Origin of the sequence: Thalassotalea sp. 1_MG-2023, from assembly GCF_030546745.1 — a bacterium.
Lineage (GTDB): Bacteria > Pseudomonadota > Gammaproteobacteria > Enterobacterales > Alteromonadaceae > Thalassotalea_C.
Genome location: NZ_JAUOPD010000012.1, coordinates 79663 through 98974, shown reverse-complemented (window position 1 = coordinate 98974; position 19312 = coordinate 79663). Strand labels below are relative to the sequence as shown.

13 protein-coding genes are annotated in these 19312 nt (G+C 38.0%); 7 read left to right on the top strand and 6 right to left on the bottom strand.

From position 1 onward, the window contains the following. Window positions 1-6: 6 nt before the first annotated feature. From Q4489_RS11200 to Q4489_RS11185, 4 genes are all read right to left on the bottom strand, one after another. On the bottom strand, window positions 7-2208 hold the full coding sequence (locus tag Q4489_RS11200; RefSeq protein ID WP_303480316.1) for a heparinase II/III family protein: 2202 nt from the start codon (window positions 2206-2208) through the stop codon (window positions 7-9). Between the two features lie 10 nt (window positions 2209-2218). Next, the gene (locus tag Q4489_RS11195) at window positions 2219-4441 is read right to left on the bottom strand and encodes a polysaccharide lyase 6 family protein (protein ID WP_303480313.1); all 2223 of its coding nucleotides are present in this window, start codon (window positions 4439-4441) and stop codon (window positions 2219-2221) included. Between the two features lie 160 nt (window positions 4442-4601). Continuing rightward, the gene (locus tag Q4489_RS11190) at window positions 4602-5480 is read right to left on the bottom strand and encodes an NAD(P)-dependent oxidoreductase (RefSeq protein ID WP_303480311.1); all 879 of its coding nucleotides are present in this window, start codon (window positions 5478-5480) and stop codon (window positions 4602-4604) included. Window positions 5481-5667: 187 nt separating this feature from the next. Beyond that, entirely contained in the window at window positions 5668-8766 is a 3099-nt protein-coding gene (locus Q4489_RS11185; RefSeq protein WP_303480308.1) for a TonB-dependent receptor, read from the bottom strand. Window positions 8767-9217: 451 nt separating this feature from the next. Here Q4489_RS11185 and Q4489_RS11180 point away from each other — a divergent pair, with 451 nt between their 5' ends. The 7 genes from Q4489_RS11180 (at window position 9218) to Q4489_RS11150 (ending at window position 17565) form a co-directional block, all read left to right on the top strand. Beyond that, a complete protein-coding gene (locus tag Q4489_RS11180) occupies window positions 9218-10612 on the top strand; it encodes a polysaccharide lyase family 7 protein (RefSeq protein ID WP_303480305.1) in 1395 nt (464 codons plus the stop codon). A gap of 16 nt (window positions 10613-10628) precedes the next feature. Beyond that, entirely contained in the window at window positions 10629-11159 is a 531-nt protein-coding gene (locus tag Q4489_RS11175; protein ID WP_303480303.1) for a hypothetical protein, read from the top strand. 203 nt (window positions 11160-11362) lie between these two features. Further along, entirely contained in the window at window positions 11363-13612 is a 2250-nt protein-coding gene (locus Q4489_RS11170; RefSeq protein ID WP_303480301.1) for a VCBS domain-containing protein, read from the top strand. 211 nt (window positions 13613-13823) lie between these two features. After that, entirely contained in the window at window positions 13824-14867 is a 1044-nt protein-coding gene (locus tag Q4489_RS11165) for a polysaccharide lyase family 7 protein (protein ID WP_303480298.1), read from the top strand. A gap of 417 nt (window positions 14868-15284) precedes the next feature. Continuing rightward, window positions 15285-16013 carry a FadR/GntR family transcriptional regulator gene (locus tag Q4489_RS11160; RefSeq protein ID WP_303480296.1) on the top strand — a complete coding sequence of 243 codons (729 nt, stop codon included), beginning with the start codon at window positions 15285-15287 and terminating at the stop codon, window positions 16011-16013. A gap of 246 nt (window positions 16014-16259) precedes the next feature. Continuing rightward, window positions 16260-16847 carry a TetR/AcrR family transcriptional regulator gene (locus Q4489_RS11155; RefSeq protein WP_303480292.1) on the top strand — a complete coding sequence of 196 codons (588 nt, stop codon included), beginning with the start codon at window positions 16260-16262 and terminating at the stop codon, window positions 16845-16847. A gap of 121 nt (window positions 16848-16968) precedes the next feature. Then, a complete protein-coding gene (locus Q4489_RS11150; protein ID WP_303480289.1) occupies window positions 16969-17565 on the top strand; it encodes a phospholipid-binding protein MlaC in 597 nt (198 codons plus the stop codon). Between the two features lie 129 nt (window positions 17566-17694). On the opposite strand, the gene Q4489_RS11145 is transcribed toward Q4489_RS11150, so the two are convergent. Then, entirely contained in the window at window positions 17695-18258 is a 564-nt protein-coding gene (locus Q4489_RS11145; RefSeq protein ID WP_303480287.1) for a YSC84-related protein, read from the bottom strand. 92 nt (window positions 18259-18350) lie between these two features. After that, a complete protein-coding gene (locus Q4489_RS11140) occupies window positions 18351-19307 on the bottom strand; it encodes a LysR family transcriptional regulator (protein WP_303480284.1) in 957 nt (318 codons plus the stop codon). Window positions 19308-19312: the final 5 nt, after the last annotated feature.

The window sequence follows — 19312 nt, the reverse complement described above, 5'->3', positions numbered from 1 at the left end:
CCTGCCTTACTGCTGCTTTGTAATGTTAAGTAGTGTAAATCGACCATCTAGTTGATAATCGTTATTGTTATATGTAAATTCTGTTTTATCTGTACCAACTTCATTCACCGCTAATAAATACTGACTTGCGTTAGCAAGTGTTATTTCTAGCAACGAGATATTATTTTCGTGTTTAAAATGAAGCGCGGTAACTTTCGACTGTGCTTCTAAAGTAAACTCTTTCGAAGGGTTATATTCGCCATGTGGTTCTAAGACGCTAACAAATGTATGTTGTTTGCTCGCCTTTTTACGATAAATAAACGCAGCTTCATTTCTTAGGTTAAACAGCGGGTCATTTGCGCCGATACGCGTAAATAATGTTTCAGTATCACCATCAACAATCGCTGATTGCGTATAAAATCGGCCGTTCTCATTAAGCCAAGTTACCTTTGAAATTCCTTCATTGGCAACTCCTGTTGCGGTTAACCACAAGTGCTGATAACCATGTGCATTACCTAAAGCTGATAATTGTTCAGTATAGGCATTACGCTCAAAATTCGTATCTATTAATTGTCCTTGGTAATGAACGGGTAAGTCGTATTGATGCGCTTTATCGCTAGCAACATGAAACACATCAACTGCTAATGAAATATCTGTTTTTGGTAAAGTAATTAATGCCATCATGCGAGTTAATTCAACGCCTGAATAGGCGGTGTTAATGTGCGCTTTACTCAGAGTGCCATGGGTATTGGTTGCATAATAATCTACTATAGGGTGATTGTTATTACCCACGCTAACATCGCCATCAAAGTGACTTTTCTCATCAACAACCAAGGTATTATGAGCAATGGTTTGTTTAGCGTAGCTGTCATTTTCTGGTAGGTACTGACCACCATATTTTGCTTCTACATTTAAAAAACGTGCAGCACCATAATCAGCAACAATTTCTTCGCCTTTGTCATAAAATAACCAAGCCAACTTATCAAAATGACCATGGCCTAAACCTTGTGCTGCTGGCTTAAATACCAACGCTTGATCACCTTGAGTGTGTTGACGCATCACAACTAATGCACCTTGTTTACCATCTGCGCCGTCACCAAACGCTTTAGAAGTAAACGCATAGGGAGTAGCTAAACCAGCATCTAAGGCTTTAGCAACCTGTAGACCATCACCCGTCAAAATGATTTGTTGTTGCTGGCTAGCTATATCAAGTAATCCACTATTTTTGGTAAGCCCGTACGCAATAGTTACCGCTTGAACAAGCTCTATAGTGTCAATTCCTTTACTTTTGATCGCATCATTTAAAGGAAAGAATAAGCCGTTATAGCTCAAATCTATCGTGGTATTTATTGCTTTCAGTAAAACGCCATCGCGATATTCGAATATTTTTCTTTCTGGTTCATTTGTTTCAATAGCTTTTGCAAATGTAACAAAAGGCATTAAGGCATAGCGCTGATAATATGGGCCTTCGTTGTAATACCCTTGAGGAGAGAAAAGCTCTTCCAATTGGCGCATAAAGCCGCCTTTTCCTGACTTATCTAAGCCATATAGCGCTTGTTCAACCCATTCTTGTTCACCGATAACATAACCAGTCATACCAACAGCAGCCGTTAACCATGTGCCGTGGTTATGAACTTTATTAAACGTAGCAGGTGAATCAACAGATAAGAACTTAACAATAGGCCTTAGAATTCCAGTTTCAATTCTTGTTTTATCATGCTCAGTTAAATGACTAATTATCATATCGTAAGCTTGTGAGGTGTACACCAACCAAACCGCTTCGTTCAAACTTTGCCAGAATAATTTACCTGGATTGTTTTTATCCTGACGGCGTGCAGGATGTAACGGTAAACTTGGGTACATATCAGCATAAGCAAACAACATGTCACGAACATATTCAGCATATTTTTTCTGTTGGGTTAACTGATATACAACCCCCGCGTTATACATTAATTGATAATTTTTCTTATGACGTTCATGCGTAAAGCCACCACCAGAATCTTTCGGAGCAGGAACATTAATCGCTTTGCTAATTTGTACATCTACTTTCGCTTTAGTTTTTGCGAATGTGTCTGAAAAACTGTTATCCCCTTTTAGTGCCATGCGCATCGCTTGCGTGTCTTGATATGACATCACTAAATTAGGATGTTTTTTTGCAAGTGCAGTAGCGGTGAATATTAAGATAAAAACCGCTAAAAGCGCTTTATTAAATGTTGAGGTAAAAAACATTTTTCTCTTCCTACTTAACGATTTTATTATTTTGAAGTTCAGCGGTATGTTCGCCTGCAACGCGTAATTCAACAATGCTCGGTTTTTCATTTAAGGTATTATTAAGCAAAATTGTTTTAGGTTCGCCAACGGTATGCTCTATGGTAATTGGCGCACTTTTTTGAAAAACATTTGTATCGATATTAGTTACCTGCACACCATGTAAAAACACGCTCGATGCTGTTTTATTACGTTTTCCTGCGCCTACTGAAGTCAACTCATTATTGGCTAAAGTAAAATGTGGGCCAAAGGTACTTTCATCTGTGCCACCTCGGTATAATTTCACCAACGCACCTTTCACATTGTTAAAGGTATTCTGCTTAATCGTGACATATTCAGCATTGTAGATGCCTAAGTCTTCATGCTCTTTGTCTAAACGTAAAACATCACCAGTTATATTAGTAAAGGTATTGTTTATTAATATAATTTCATCTGCAAAAGCACCTTTACCAGACTCAAACACATGAAATGAGTGGTTAATATCTAACTGCTCGATGATTGAATTTTCTATCACTAAACGATAATTTTTTGTCATGCCCCACTTTTTACTGCGGATCATTACATTACCTGAAGAGTCAGGACTATTTTTACCACTAATTTTCACACCGTTTAGCGCTAAACTACCACCATCTACAAGCTCAAATAATGTGCCACGCTCAAAGGTAATAATAGCTTCACCAGAAACTTTTGCTTTAATAGTCAGCGTTTTATCAATAGTTGCTATTTTACGCGCATCATAAATACCTTGACCTAAAAGCAGAATATCACCATCTTGAGCATTCTCTATCGCTTGAAATAGCGCGTCTTCGCCTGGTGATACGTTAATTTCTTTACCACTATTAAATGCGGTAATACCTTGCGTTTTCGGATACCAGCTTGGCCCAGTTTGAGACTTGCTGATTGGCGTTAATGATTTATCTACCCCGATTGCTAACCCTTGTGGATACAACAAACCATTTGCAGCACGTTCAAGGGTAATAGCTTGTTTTTCAATGCCGTAAGCGAGTGCTTCAACAGGCTTTTTATTGGCAATATTATTTGAAAATTTAATGCCAGTAACGTCATCAAATAAAGTAAAAGGCTGCTGCTTTTCATTATAAATAAGGTTATTGTCAACATGAGAATTAATAGGGACAGCAGAGCGCTCAGCATCACTGCCAGCGGCTAACTGGATATGCTCAACATTGATAAAGCTGTTATTACTGACCTTTGCATTTTCGACTTGGTGATAACGATTAATAGGAGAATTTGGTACGCCGTTCATAATGGTAAAGCCACTACCAAAACGATACCCTGTTAATCCTTCTAGATAATTATTACGGACAATTTGATCTTTGTTGATCACGCGTATGCCGCCAGTATGATCAACGCCATTGCCGAAAAACACATTATTTTCAATAACGTTACCATTACCGTGACGTAAGGTTAATGTTCCTCTAGATTCATAAAAAACATTACTTTTTAATTGGTTTTTACCTGATTTCACCGAGATAATTTCAACTTCGCCATTACACTGATCAAAGTAGTTATTTTCGACAAGGGTAAATGAATCTGCTAATGAATAATGACTCGTACCAATGCGTAATGTTTCACCACCATTTGAACCTAATATTTGACGAGGGCCAAAATAATTGTGATCAATTCTATGATGATTTTGTTGGCTATTTTCACTATTCAAACGAACGGCTAACGTCACGCCTTTATTGGTTTTTCCCGCTAGATAGTTATGATCAAAACGGTTGTGCTGACCATATAAACCTACCCAATAATCAGACTCTTGCTTGTCAGGATTGGAAAAATCTTCGATGACCGTTTCAGTAACACGTGAATGAAAGGCAAGGTTTTCTTTGTTTTGGCGAAATGCAATCACTTCACTGCTTGGCGTGTAGCCATTTTTAAACACTAAGCCAGAAACAACAAGATGCTTTCCAGCTAAACGTAAATTAGATTGACCCGATAAAATCACTTTGCCTTTGGTTTGAGCCATTAACGTGATTGGTTTATCTTTCGTGCCACTGCCGGTAAATAGAATTTCAAAGTCTTGCCAAGTACCGTTGGCTAGTTTGATCGTATCACCAGCAACAAGTTGTTTTACGGTTTTCTTAAATGCTTTAGGCGAATCAACTAAATATTCTTTGGCATTTACGCCCAAAGAGATCATAAAAGAGAGAAATGTAACTGTAAGTGTTTTCATTTGTATACCGTAACCCTTTGTTATTATTGCTGGCTAAAACTAAGGCTTTCACAACTCCTTGTAAGAGAAAGCCTTAAAAGAGAGCATCGTGTAAGGAAAGTCTCTAAAATCAATCATTTACTATTTTTGTCAATACTAACTATGTGTTAATACGACAAAATTATTTTTCAAGTTTAAGAAAGTAATCAAAGATTTCTGGCACATTGCCCTGCCCTAAACCGGCATCAAATGCAGCTTGTAAGTTCTGTGATGAACCTTGAGCAATTTTAGATTCAGTGCCTAAATCATCTACCATTTGTAAGAAGTAACCTAAGTCTTTATTAGCATTGGCGATTGAGAAGCCTAAATCACTAACACCGTCAACGGCATAGTTTTTACAAAATTGCATGAACGGAGAATTTGAAGGACCCGTTGACATAATATCAAACAATTGTTGACGGTCTACGCCAGCAAGATCGGCTACAGCAAAGGCTTGTGACATTGCACAAACGGTTGTCATCCCCATGAAATTATTGATTAGCTTTGTTGTGTGTCCTGCACCTAACGCACCTAAATGGAAAACATTTTCACCTTGCTCTTCTAATACTGGTTTAACCTTGTTAAAGGTATCAATATCACCAGCCGCCATGATATTTAGTAAACCGTCTTTAGCATGAGCAGGTGTACGACCAAGAGGTGCATCAACCATTCCTACACCTTTAGCGGCTAAATCAGCGCCAATTTTACGTGTTGATGCGGGGATAGAAGTACCAAAATCAACCAACACAGCACCTTCTTTAACACCAGCAAGAATACCGTCTTCTGCATAGATAACTTTTTCAACGATGGCCGATGTAGTTAAGCAAAGCATGATAATATCACTAGATTCTGCTAATTCTTTTGCAGATGATGCAGCATTAGCACCGCGAGCAACACACGCTGCAACCGCCTCTTTGTTAAGGTCCATTACGGTTAACTGGTATCCTCTTTTTTGCAAGTTTTCAACCATGTTTCCGCCCATAAGGCCAAGACCGATAAAACCAATTGTTGGTTTTGACATAATAAACTCCTAAATAGTTACGCTATTACTTTTCTGAGGTATAACGAGCTACCTCTTCATTGGGAACACAGCGATTTACTTCGATTAATAAACAGAGTCTCAGTTAGCATTCACTGCGTGAGACTCACAGCTTTTAGTTGTCAGTAGTTAGGCTACTGCTCAAATTTAGTACTTTAAGTAGAATTCTTTAAAACTTCGCTTTCACACCAAATTCCCACTTAGTGCCAGAGCGTGAGTAATCCGCAATGGTGGTATCATTACCTCGCGTCATTACTTGTGGTTCATTGGTTAAATTAAGTCCTTTTAAGAAAAGACTTACATTTGAATTGATTTTGTATTTTGCCGACATATTGAAATACAAAGCATCTTGCACATAACGGTGTGAGCGGTCTGGGAATGGTAGACTGTTCGGCTGCAGGTACTTAGAACGATATTTCCAAAGTAAACGTACTGTTGTGTCATCACCTTCCCAATAAACAGACGCCGATGCTACATTCTTAGAGAAACCAAATAAGTTCGCATCTGGAACAATACCCGCACTAGCTGGCTCTGCGGTAACAAAGTCAGACTCTGCATAGTTCCAAGCAAACTTTGCTCCTAAACCGTTGAAGGGTTCAGGTAATTCAACAAAATGTTTTTGACCGGTAAATTCAACACCCTTAATGACAGACTCGTCTTCAGATGTTTGTTTCACAAGATGTGCTACATCAGGATAAATTGTATCTACGCCGTCTAAATTTACCGTGATATCGCGATATTCAGTTTTAACGTCGTAGCCACCGGTGAATGATTTATAGTAAAAAGCAGCAGTAAAGGCTGCATCTTGCGATGGATAATATTCAAATGACACATCGTAATTCATTGCAGTGTAAGGGTCTAAGTGGTTACCACTGGCGTCACCACTACGGATAACTTGTGAGAAATCAGTGTTAGTAGCTGGATCACAGACTGTATCGTCTTCATCTTCACAGGTTTCATAACTCACACCGGCTGACATTGCATTCATTTGAAAACGTGACATTGAACGATACGCAGCAGTACGCACATAAAAGGCATCGTTAACCATAAAGGTTAAGTTTACGCTAGGTAATACCTCAGTATATTCCGAATCTAAGTTAACCACTTCTATTTCACCGGTTGGGTTAATCTCAGAATTCCAAGTGATATCACCCTCGTTACCTTCAGTCGACGTGATGTAAACTTTATCACCCCAGCCTTTTGAATGAGTTTCGGTTTTTACAACCCGAACGCCTACGTTCCCGTATACCGGAGTACCTGCTATTTCAGTATCAATATTCGCCATTACATAAGCAGCAGTAATGGTTTCAGTTACATCTCTATCGGCACCATCACGGCCATCTTCTCGTTCGCCTATGTCATAAAAATCAGTTCCTGATGCTCCTGGTAGTTGACCAAGAATTTGACCAATAAAACATTTATGATCATAAGTGGCATAACGCGTAGCATCGCCGCCCGCACCTTCTTCCTCAGTAAACTGAATATTATTTGAATGATCGTTTTGGCAATTATCGATAATGCCATTAATAAGCGCAGAGTTCGCTTCAGGGTTTAATTCATCCCAACTATTATCTTCGTTATCACTTGCACCATAATTTTGAGAGCCATCAGCGATAACAAGAGAAACATCATTTGTAACGTAATCAACTAAATGTTCTTCTGAGTAACGAATACCTGCTTTAATACTTGAAAAATATTGATTGTCTAATTGATATTGGCCATCAAGTTTAACGGCAAGAATGTCATCATTACGATGTTCATGAGCACGACGATACTCAACATACGCATGGTCGTCGTGAACAAAGTTCCCCATGTGACTTGCATCAAAGGCTTCCCAAGAAGCAAAACCGGCATCATCAGGGCCCAAGCGGTTACTATCTAACCAAGTAAGAGTTGGCACATTACGACCACGGAAGTCTAATGCATAATTATAGCGTTCAGTTGAGCGAAACTTTGTACGTTGGCGTAAACGATAACGATAAGACTCAGAATAAGAAACATCTAACGCAAGTGATAACTCATCTGTTGGGGTATATTCAACTTCGATACCGCCACCATGATATTCATCCACTTGATTACGATTTTCACCTTGTAACGTTGGACGTGCTTCACCTGTTGCGTAAAGTAGAGTGTGATCTTCTGAAACAATATGATCCGCAAGATCATCAAGACGACTGTCAAGGGCCAACTCCATACGTTTTTCCGTATATTCAAGATCTGAATATTCATAATCTACGTTAATATTCAGTTTATCGTTTGGCACCCATTGAAAGGTAAATACAGCCCCTGTTCTGATATCTTCGTCTTCACCCGTACGCCAGTAGGCATCATTCGGGACATAAAAAATACTGCTTTGATCAAAATCGGCTAAGTCAGTATCAATACCTAATTCAGGTTCGCGACCAACACGGCCAGAACTTACACCCTGTTGGCCTGTTGCACAATTACTACCGCCAATTAAACTAGAACCATCAGCTGCACGTAGAGCACAAACCCCCATCTGCGAGCTGCCACCATAATTTTCTTCTGGATTGGCGGAATTTGTATGATTAATCCCTAAGGTAAAACCCATATCACCTAGATTTTCAGTTTCCCATTGCTGTACAGTTGAAACAACCAGCTTACTTCCCCACGGAGAAACATCACCCTCTACATCTTGGTAATACGAATTATAAACGCCCGTTGCTTGAACAGTCGTTTGACTTTGACCATAATCAACTGCACGTAAAGAGTTAACATCAATCGTACCTGACGTACCCCCTTCAACTAAATCAGCTTGCTGTGATTTATAAATAACAACTTTATCAACGAGCTCAGATGGAAACTTTTTGAAATTTACTGCGCGACCTGGGCCTGCATTGGTAATTGTGCGACCATTAAATGTAGAATAACCCCAGTAAGATCCTAAACCTCGGATAGATATTTCGTTCTGGCTGCCTTTTAAGCGATGACCAGAGGCACCAGAAATATTTTCAATTACATCAGACAATGACAAACCAGGTAATTCCCCAAAGTCAGCTGCAGCAACAGCATCAACAATCGCGGTATTATTCTTTTTCTCATTTAATGAGCGTGTCATCGTACCTCGAAGTCCTTTAACTTCGATAACTTCAACTTCAGAGTCTACTTTTTTCTCAGTTTCTTCTTGAGCATTAACAGGAACAGTCACAAGTGAAAGTAAAGTTGATGCACACAGTAACTGTTTGCGATAGCTGCCCCAATTGCGTAATGCACAGCTGATTTTATTTAACTGATTTGTAGTTGCCATTGATATATCCGATTAATTATAGTTTTTTGAATTTTCAATATTGCATTATTCAAGCAACATAAAAAACAATTGTCAACCATTTTGGTAAAACAATTTAAAAATAAAAACTAACCAATTAACAAATTCCCAAATAACCCTTATACTAATTTAGCTTTACCAATAGAACGAAAAAGGTCTACACACGTTACCATAGGTTTGTCAGACTCTTTTTAGCAAAGGAATATAGTTGAGGAGCATTACAACATTAAGCAGAAAATCAATCTTTCAGACGCAATAACTGATGACCACGTTGATTTTTTTGGTTGACCATTTGGTATTAAATAATGTAATAATCAATCAGCATTAATCAATACACGCTCGATAAATTTACTGACAATGGCATATTCCAGTGCAGTACCTTTTAAAGATATCGCGGTGTAATAATGACAAAATGAGATAACTTGGAACCCCCATGAAAAAACAAAAAATATTGTTAACATTATTCACTTCAGCTTTTTTATTTAGCTGCGGAGGAAGTTCTACAGATAAAAATACCCAAGCAATACCAACGATACCTGAAGAAGACCAAACCACAACGCCAACGGTCATAGATGATATAACTTGTGATGTATCATACCCACTAGATATCGCTAATATCAGTTATGAAGGAGAAGTTCAAACCATTACTTCATTACACGATGGCTCTAAAAGAAGTGACTCAAGTTGGCAACCTAATGCATTAGATACCAACATATTAATAACCTTGGCAGAGCCTGCATTATTAAAGCAGTTAGTCATCACTTGGGCCAATACCGAATATGCGAATCTCTTTTCAATATCAAGCTCAAAAGATAATGAAAACTGGCAATTGTTAAACACCGTTACTGAAAGCAAAACACAAACAATTATTCCAGATGTTGTTGACTTAGCACAGAGCCCAAATGAACAGCAAACCGCACTTTACCTCAACTTAGCACTATCGGGTAATCAAGTATCACAAGCAAGTACAATCCTTGAAATTGAAGTTTATGGATGTCGAGAAACTACGGCGCATTCTATTGAATTAATTGATTGGTATTTGAGTGTTCCTACCGACGATGATAAAAATGGCAAATCTGACAGCATTAAAGAACGAGATTTAGCAGCAGGCTATAATGACCCAAGGTTTTTTACCTTAACACACGATAGTGGCTTACGATTTTCCACTTCCGTTTCAGGGTATAAAACGTCTAACAACACTAGCTATGTACGGGCAGAGTTGCGTGAAATGCTTCGTAGAGGCGATACGAGTATAAAAACCCAAGGCGTAAATAAAAACAACTGGGTATTTTCAACTGCCCCAGAATCAGACCTTATTAATGCTGCAGGTATCGATGGCACTTTGAACGCCCAACTGGCCGTTAATCATGTGACTACGACAGGCGAAAATTATCAAATAGGTCGGGTTATTATTGGTCAAATTCATGCCAATGATGATGAACCTGTCAGGTTGTACTATCGTAAATTACCAGAGAACCAATATGGCGCTATTTACCTTGCACATGAAAAGCTTGGTGGAGATGACAACTATTACGAATTAATAGGTGAAAGAGGAAATAACGCTAGTAACCCATCAAACGGTATAGCGCTACATGAGAAGTTTAGTTACACCATTGAAGTACAAGGCAATAACCTTAACGTAACAGTGATTAAATCTGATGGCACTGAATTTCACCAACACGTAGATATGTCACAAAGTGGCTACGATGTGGGTAACCAATATATGTATTTCAAAGCTGGCGTGTATAACCAAAATAATTCAGGTGATCCACACGACTACGTGCAAGCAACTTTTTATCAAATCGATAACCACCACAACACTTATTAAACCAGGAGTAAACAAAATGAAAAAATTTTACCCGTTGTTATTGTTACTCAGTTTTTATCTTCAAGCTGCAGAAACAAACACGCATAAATTCTTCGATGAAACATTATTAATTAAACTTTCAACAGAATTAAACGCAATGTCTGCAACGACGTTAGAGAAGCGTTATGGTAATCAAAAAACACCACCGAGCTATGCGTTTGATAACCAAAATCAAACAGTAAGCTTTACCTTTACTCAATACCCTACGCCTGCAAATAAGCAATCGATGAACAAGATCCATAAATATATTTCGAATATGTTACGTAAATCGAGCGAAGGCGCGAACTGGAAAAAAGACAAAGTATATACTCGATTAAACACTAAAATTGCTGTCTATGAATATGAAACTCAAGGGATTGGTAAGTATCAATACAATCTAACTTATGCTCTGCCTGTTAACGGCAAACTCACGTTTATTTCATTTATTACCACTGATAAAAAATATAAAAAGAAATGGTTGAACCTCGCAAGGGAAAGTTTGGACTCTTTACAGTTAAAGAAAACATAAACAATAACAACGTTGAGTAAGTTGATAAGTACGTTTAATCATGTGTAAACAGAGTACTTACCTAGCCAATACACATGACTAAAATGGTGATTTATTAAAATTGCTACCAGTTCATGGTTGACAAAATGGTTTTACAAATTAATATAAAAACAAACAAATCATCAACAAGATTGTTTTACCAAAAAAACAACAGGATCATAATAATGAAAAATTTAATAAACAAATCGATTGCGGTATCTGCGATTGCTTTGGCTGTTACGGGGTGTAATACAGATGAATTACCTAAAGAGACGGGTAATGCATTTGGTCAAATCTCATTGTCTGGTGCAGCAAAAGTAGGGGAAACATTAACAGTAGCGGTTACCGACGGTAATGGTGTAGACACATCAGCAATAACGTACAGTTGGTTAGCAAACGACGTTGAAATTTCGGGGGCTTCATCTAGCTCATTTACCGTAACGTCTGAGCAAGTTAACACACAAGTTTCAGTTATTGCATCATATACCGACAATGATAACTACCAAGAAAAGTTAAGATCTAGTGCAACAAACACTATCATCATGAATGCTGATGGTATGATTGAAGTGTCAGGTATTTTTGAATCAGGCAAACTTTTAACAGCAACTCTTACAGACGATAATGGCGTTGATGCACAAAACGTAACCTATACGTGGCTAGCAGACGATGTTGCGATTGAAGGTGCAACAGAATCTACTCTTGCCTTAACTGATGATGAAATTGGTAAAACCATTGTGGTCACTGCCACATACACTGATGATGATGATTACAGTGAAGAAGTCAGTTCTACAGCTTCTGAACCGGTAGCGCCCGCTTCAGGAAACACAGCAGCTACATTTGAAGGCCTAACAGCGGCCGTTACCAATGATGAAACAGATAGCATTACTGGTACTGTTGTTATAACTGACGCTGATGTTGGTGAAAGTTCAGCGCTTGCTCAAACAGATACAATGACTACGTTTGGTACTTTTTCTATTCAAACGGATGGTCAATGGACATATACGTTAGATACAACAAACCCAACAGTCACATCGTTACTTGATGAAAATGACACCATTACCGATACCATTTCAATTTCCTCAGCGGACGGTACGTTAGCAGAATTAAACATCACTATTTCGGGCGTAGCTTCATTTGCCCCAACTAAAGTGGCTAAAATTACTGATAACATGACTGATGATGCGGGTGAACTTAGATATAAACTTTCTTCAAGTGATATTATTTCAGCAGGTAAACTTACCGTTTCATTCCTTAAAGAAGATGGTATTGAAAAAGATGCATACATTGGTTTATACGGTTCATCAACCAGTACAAGCAATGCGTTAATTGATTTGCGTATTCAAAGTAGCGGTTATGTTATCCGCAATAATGAAGGTGTTGATATCACTATTCCTTTTTCAGCGAATAAGTGGACTGATGTTGAAATGACCTGGGATGCGAGCAATGCTTCAGATACCGTTGCACCACTATTAACGCTAACAATTAACGGCACAAGTGTAACCACCGAACCTTTTGCTTCTGTATCACAATCATTAAGTGATGTTGTGGCCGGCGTACAAACAATTATATTCAAGTTAGGTGACAACAGTTCAACAACAGGTGAAGCCGCTTACTACATTGATAACTTCAAATTGTACTCAGATCTTGCAGGCACGACCGTTCAATTTGAAGATGATTTTGAAAGCTATATGGAAGGTGATTCATTAGATGATGATAATTCGGCATCGCCATACAACTCTAGTACAGCTGAAACCGTTGTTGCACAAATTGGCTCCGAAGGTGGTGCAGAAAATCCAGATAACTTAACAGCAAAAATTACTGACAACATGACAGATGATGCTGGTGAATTACGTTATAAACTATCTTCAAGCGATATTATCCCTGCGGGTAAGTTAAGCGTAGCCTTTTTAAAAGAAGCTGGTATAGAAAAAGATGCCTACATTGGTTTGTATGGTTCATCAACGAGTACAAGTAACGCCATTATTGACTTACGGATCCAAAGTACAGGTTATGTAATTCGAAACAACGAAGGCGTTGACGTGACCATTCCGTTTACTGCAGATAAATGGACCAACGTTGATATCACATGGGATGCAAGTAATGCTTCTGATACCGTAGCCCCACTATTAACCTTAACGATAGATGGTACCAGCGTAACGACCGAACCCTTTGCATCAGTCTCTCAATCTTTAAGCGATGTTATTGCGGGTGTGCAAACGGTAATCTTTAAATTAGGCGATAATAGTTCAACATTAGGTGACGCAGCATACTTTATTGATGAAGTTAAACTCTACTCTGATCTTGAAGGCACAGTAATACAGTTCGAGGATGATTTTGAAAGTTATTCTGAAGGAAGTTCATTAGATGATGATAATTCCTCATCACCTTATAACTCTAGCTCTGCTGAAGTAGTAGTCGCTAAAAAAGCTAAATAAACCAATATTACCTCTCTGGCTTGAAATAGCGCTATTACATAGCGCTATTTTTTTATAACACTATACGGCAGGTTTTACTTCGTTTAGCATCGATAACAGATTTATAACGAGTACAAGGTCGTGTAAACAATATAAGTCGCTATTCGTAGTTGTGATGTCGCCATTAGCGATACTCAACCACAAACGCGCACGTTAAAATAGGAGTGCTTAAATGATTAAAGCAGTAACGAAAATTTCACTCATATTGTTATTAGCAGGATGTGCTAGCACATCAAATAATCCTGCCAATAAATTTGATTTATCGCATTGGAAAATTACCATTCCACTCGATCAAGATAACGATGGTAAAGCGGATACCATTGACACGAAGGCGCTACAACACTATCAACACACAGATTTTTTCTATTTGGATCAATTTGGCCATTTAGTGTTTACCTCGCCGAATAAAGCAGTGACCACTCAAACTTCATCTAATACTCGCAGTGAGTTAAGGCAAATGATCAGAGGGTTTGATACCTCGATAGATACTAAATCATATGGCAATAATTTCGCCTTATCTGCACACCCTGATGCAAAATACTTTGACCAACTCGGCGGTAAATTATCAGCGAGTTTAAAAGTAAACCATGTTGCTAAAAATGCTAAGCACCCTAAAAAACCAGCATACTCAGTTGTTGTTGGTCAAATTCATGCTGGTAAAGATAAAGCGCTAATCGCCGAAGGCAATGGCTTTGGTTGGGGAAATGAACCAATCAAAATATATTATAAAAAGTGGCCAAATCATCAATCTGGATCAGTATTTTGGACCTATGAGAGAAATTTAGCCAAAGACAACCCCGACAGAACCGATATCGCCTACCCTGTATGGGGAAATACTTGGGAAAATACCGAAGATCCAAAATCTGAAGGTATTAAGTTAAATGAAGAGTTTAGTTACGAAATTAATGTGTTTAATAGTGTAATGCATTTAACGTTTACCCAGAAAAACCAAAAAACGGTGACTTATCAAATAGACCTTTCCAATAACATTGATGCCTATGGCAACATTGATAACAAAGACAACCCTAATGGCTATACAGGTGATTGGCACTACTTTAAAGCTGGTGCTTATAATCAATGTTCAACAAAAGATGCCGATGGTATTTGGTATGCTGGCTGCTCTGGCACCGGAGATTGGAAAACAGATAAAGCAAACGGTGATTATACTCGCGTTACTTTTACTAACTTAACATTAAGCCAAGCTACTCAACCTTAAACTTTACAAACAGGGTATATAAGCAATACCCTGTTTTTTACTTGCTTTCGGCGTTGTCAGCGATAAACATCATAAATTTAGTGAAACAGCCTATCAATTAAAAACAGTTCAAAGCAAAAAATTTGGTATTACCAAAACAAAGCATAAAACTGTCCAGCCTAATTAATAAAACTACAAAGACAAAAAGCACATAAAACAAACCCTTCAATGACTCTAGCTTTATAGCTCAATTACTCTACTTTATTATCTAACCTAAAGGTTATTACCAATAAAAGCGAATTTATCGTGATATTGGTATGATAATCACTTGAATAATAAGATCTGTTATGTAATGATTTAACTTATGTCACTGATTTTGATATAAAGTACAGATCAGTTTAGTAATTATCGTTTAACGCTTTTCGGGGTAAAGTAACTATGGCGGCAAAAAGATTATTTTGGAGCATTGTCGAATTAATTGAAGCTTCCATTAATTCTGGAAATTTTCCAGTCGGCAGCCGATTACCACCAGAAAGAGAATTAGCCCAACGATTCAATGTAAGTCGTCCAACTATTCGTGAAGCGATCATTGCCCTTGAAGTTAGAGGACGAGTTGAAGTTAAAACTAGCTCCGGTGTTTATGTACTCGCCTCTCAACAATCAGCAAATTTACTAAAAAATATCAATGCTTTTGAAGTAACACAAGCAAGAGCACTTGTTGAAGGCGAAGTAGCTGCGCTCGCAGCAGCGTCAATAAACGAGCAAGAACTTGAAGACTTAAATCAAACGCTTATCGACATGGAAAAAGGTAAAGACATGGAAGCCGCAGACAGAGCTTTCCATAAAATTATCGCTAACGCTACTCGTAATGAGGCAATGAAAAGCCTAGTAGAAAGCCTATGGAACTTAAGAGCTTCTTCCAAAGAAATCATCGAAGATTATGACAGTGTATGTAGCAAAGACAGCGCAAAAACAATCGCTGAGCACAGAGCTATCTATAATGCCTTAAAATCAGCAGATGCCGATAAATCTCGTACAGCTATGCATGAACACTTTCATCGTTTAATCAACACCTTATTTGATGCTGAAGAAACTAGAGCCTTAGAAAAGATTAAAAGAGAAAGTAGTGAAAAACGAGACATGTACTCGATAAAGCGTCAAGCTTAGCATCTACTTAAACTTCAACATGATAAAACCCTAAGCAAATAGATATATTCTTATTTGAAATCACTTATTTTGTCAGCCCTATTGTATATAACAATAAAGCAGTGGTTGTCTGCTCAATTTCAGAACTTGTGTGACACATACAGGCTATTTTCTCCTTTAAAAACCAATGAAAAGTAAACAAAATAAACATTGTGAACAAACCGATGAGTCGGTTACAATAATTTTGTACAACATTGAGGTTATTGTATGAGAGATGCAGAACAAACTCGGCAAAAAATTTTAGAAATTACCGCAGATGAGATTCATCAACATGGTTTTCAGGCCACAAGCTTGTCAACAATATTATCCCGTTGTGAAATTTCAAAAGGCGCGTTATACCACCATTTCGATAATAAACTCGTATTAGGCTATGCTGTTTTTGAAGAAATTTTCACGCCAATGTTTTTAGCCACTTGGCAGCCTGCCGTTGAAGCAATAGATCCCATTGATGGTTTATGTCATTTTTTTAAAGAAATTTCTCAAGACATGAGTTGCGAAGATATAATTTGTGGTTGTCCTATTAATAATCTTTGTCAAGAGATGTCTGCGGTAGATGAAGGTTTTCGTTTACGCATACTGAACATGCAGCAACAATTAAACCATTTAATCGCCCTTAATTTACAACGGTTTTCAAGCAAACTACGCAAAAATCTCGACTTTACTCAAATCGCTTATTTTATTGTTTCAAGCTTTCATGGTGCCTACAGTTTAAGTAAAAGCGCTAAGAACAAAGAACTATTTGACAAAGTGGTTGACGAGTTATGTATTTACCTCAATAACTTACGAAACACTTAACCTGTATTAGTTAAAATAAACATAAGTTAAAACAAAATTTTTACAAAAAAACATTTACAGACCGAATGGTCGGTATGTAGAATACATACTCATATTCAGCAATTCTTAATAAGGACATCTAATGAGATCAGCACTTATCCTGCTTTTATCTGTATTTTCTCTTTCCCTTGCCGCTCAACCTACACTATCGCCAAAGGAAGTCATCAGTCAAACAGGCGATAAATTATTTTCTCGAATTGCTGCTAGCCAAACGGAATTACAGAAGTTCCCAGAGTTAATGCGTAACATAGTGGAAGAAGAGTTAATGCCTTCGGTTAATTATCGCTACGCTGCTTTTAAAATTCTTGGTAAACATGTCAGAAAAGCATCTAAAGAACAAAGAGAAAAATTTGTCAGCTCGATGAAACACTACTTAGTTAGAACTTACGCCACAGCATTAAACCAATATAAAGATCAAAAGGTTAGCTACGGTCAATCTAAGCTTTCTAACAGCGGTAAACTAGCATCAGTAGACGCATTGATTTCTGAAACTGGCAAACCTGATATCCATCTGACCTTTCAAATGCGACAAGATCGTGAAACGGGCCAATGGAAAGCTTACGATATGATCGTTGAAGGTATTTCTCTGCTAAGCAGTAAACAAAGTGAATTCAATACGCGTATTAATAAATACGGTCTTGATCAAGTCACCATTGAGCTTGCGGCACTGAACAAATAATCGTGTGTAAAAAATTACTTATCTCCCACTCATGGAGCTTAGCCAGTCACTGACTGGCTTTTTTTTATCTAAATTAAGACGGGTATAGTTTTACTGACGGCTCACAGAGTAAGGTAATTTCAACAGCCCTTAGTTTAGCTCTTTATCTACCCAAAATTTAGTGCCTTTAATAACGGCTTGTAGCGCTAGTCCTGCCTCTGTCAATGTGTATACCGTCACATCGCCATAATAAGCTTCACCTTCTACCGAACCACCTTTATCACCTGCTTTAGCAGCTGCATCAGCATTACCGCCAAATGTCCAACCGTTAGTAATAAAGCTATTCATTGCATCTGTGGTATGAAACACCATGACTATGCGATAATCTTTCACGCCTAAACCAAGGCCTACACCACCTTCAGCCATGTTCATATAAGTATGGGTATTGGCATTCATGTTCTTAACCACACCATAGCCAGTACCGGCGGCCATAAAAATTAAATTGATGTTTGCATTAGAAAATACGGCATAACCGGGTGCGGCATTTAACTGTTTACGCGTATCTGGTTTTTGTTCAAACAATTTGGTTAATACATCATCCTTCATTGTTAAAATTGCACGTTGCTTTTCAACCTTGCTTCCGTCTCCCATTGAGGCACAGGCAGATAACAACACTACAATCATGAAACTAAAAAGCTTTTTATATACACTCATATCATTTTCCTTTTCTCAATAAGATAGCTAAAGCCTAACGCATTTTATCGAAATCATCGAATTGTTCATTAAAGATCAGCAAACAGTTTCATTTACCCCCTATGCTCCCCCTGATATAAACGGTCAAAATGGGGAATATTTTTCTCCCAGATAGGAGTAACTTTACCAATATAATCTCTGACAGCATCATAAAATAACCGAGTTCTAACCGGTAAATCTCTATGGGGGTAAATAACGTACATGTCGCGGTAATCAAGTAATTTAACATCGGTTAAAATCGGAATAAGCTGACCATTTATTATTTCATCACCCAAAATAAACGCAGGCACTACAACAAATGCACTACCAGATAACGCTTTTAGTAATAAAATTTCGGCATCATTTGCACGAAAAACGCTATTAATTTCTTGCTCAGCATGCTCGCCAAGTGCATTTTCATATTCAATACTTGTCACACGTATTGTTTTACTGAAATAACTCGCAGCCGGGAGTGATTTAAGATCTGACATTTTATTCGGCATCCCATAGGTTTTTATGAACTCTGGTGAGGCCAAAATAACTAAACGGTTCCGCGCAAGTTTTCTCGCAATCAGCGTCGAATCTTTCAACTCCCCGACTCTAAAAGCGAGATCTATTCCTTCAGAGACAATGTCCATCACCTTATCATCCAAAATTAATTCAATTTCAACTTCAGGAAAGCGTTTTTGAAAATCATTAATTACCGGTTGTAGATAACGCTTTGCAATAATCGTAGACGACGTCATTTTTATCGTACCACGAGGCTCTAAATGATAATTCTCTGCCATTCGAACCGTTTCATTAAGTAACTCTCGAAGCTCCGAAGCTTTCTTAACCATTTCTGCGCCAGCTGCTGTTAAAGAAATAGATCGTGTTGTTCGGTTTAGCAACCTTACGGCAAGTTCTTCTTCTAGTTTGCTGATTTGTTTAGATATAACTGATCTGTCGATATTCCTGCCTTCCGCGGCACTTGCAAATGATCCACGCTCTACAACATCTAACAACATCAATAAACGGCTAGTAGTATCCATAACGA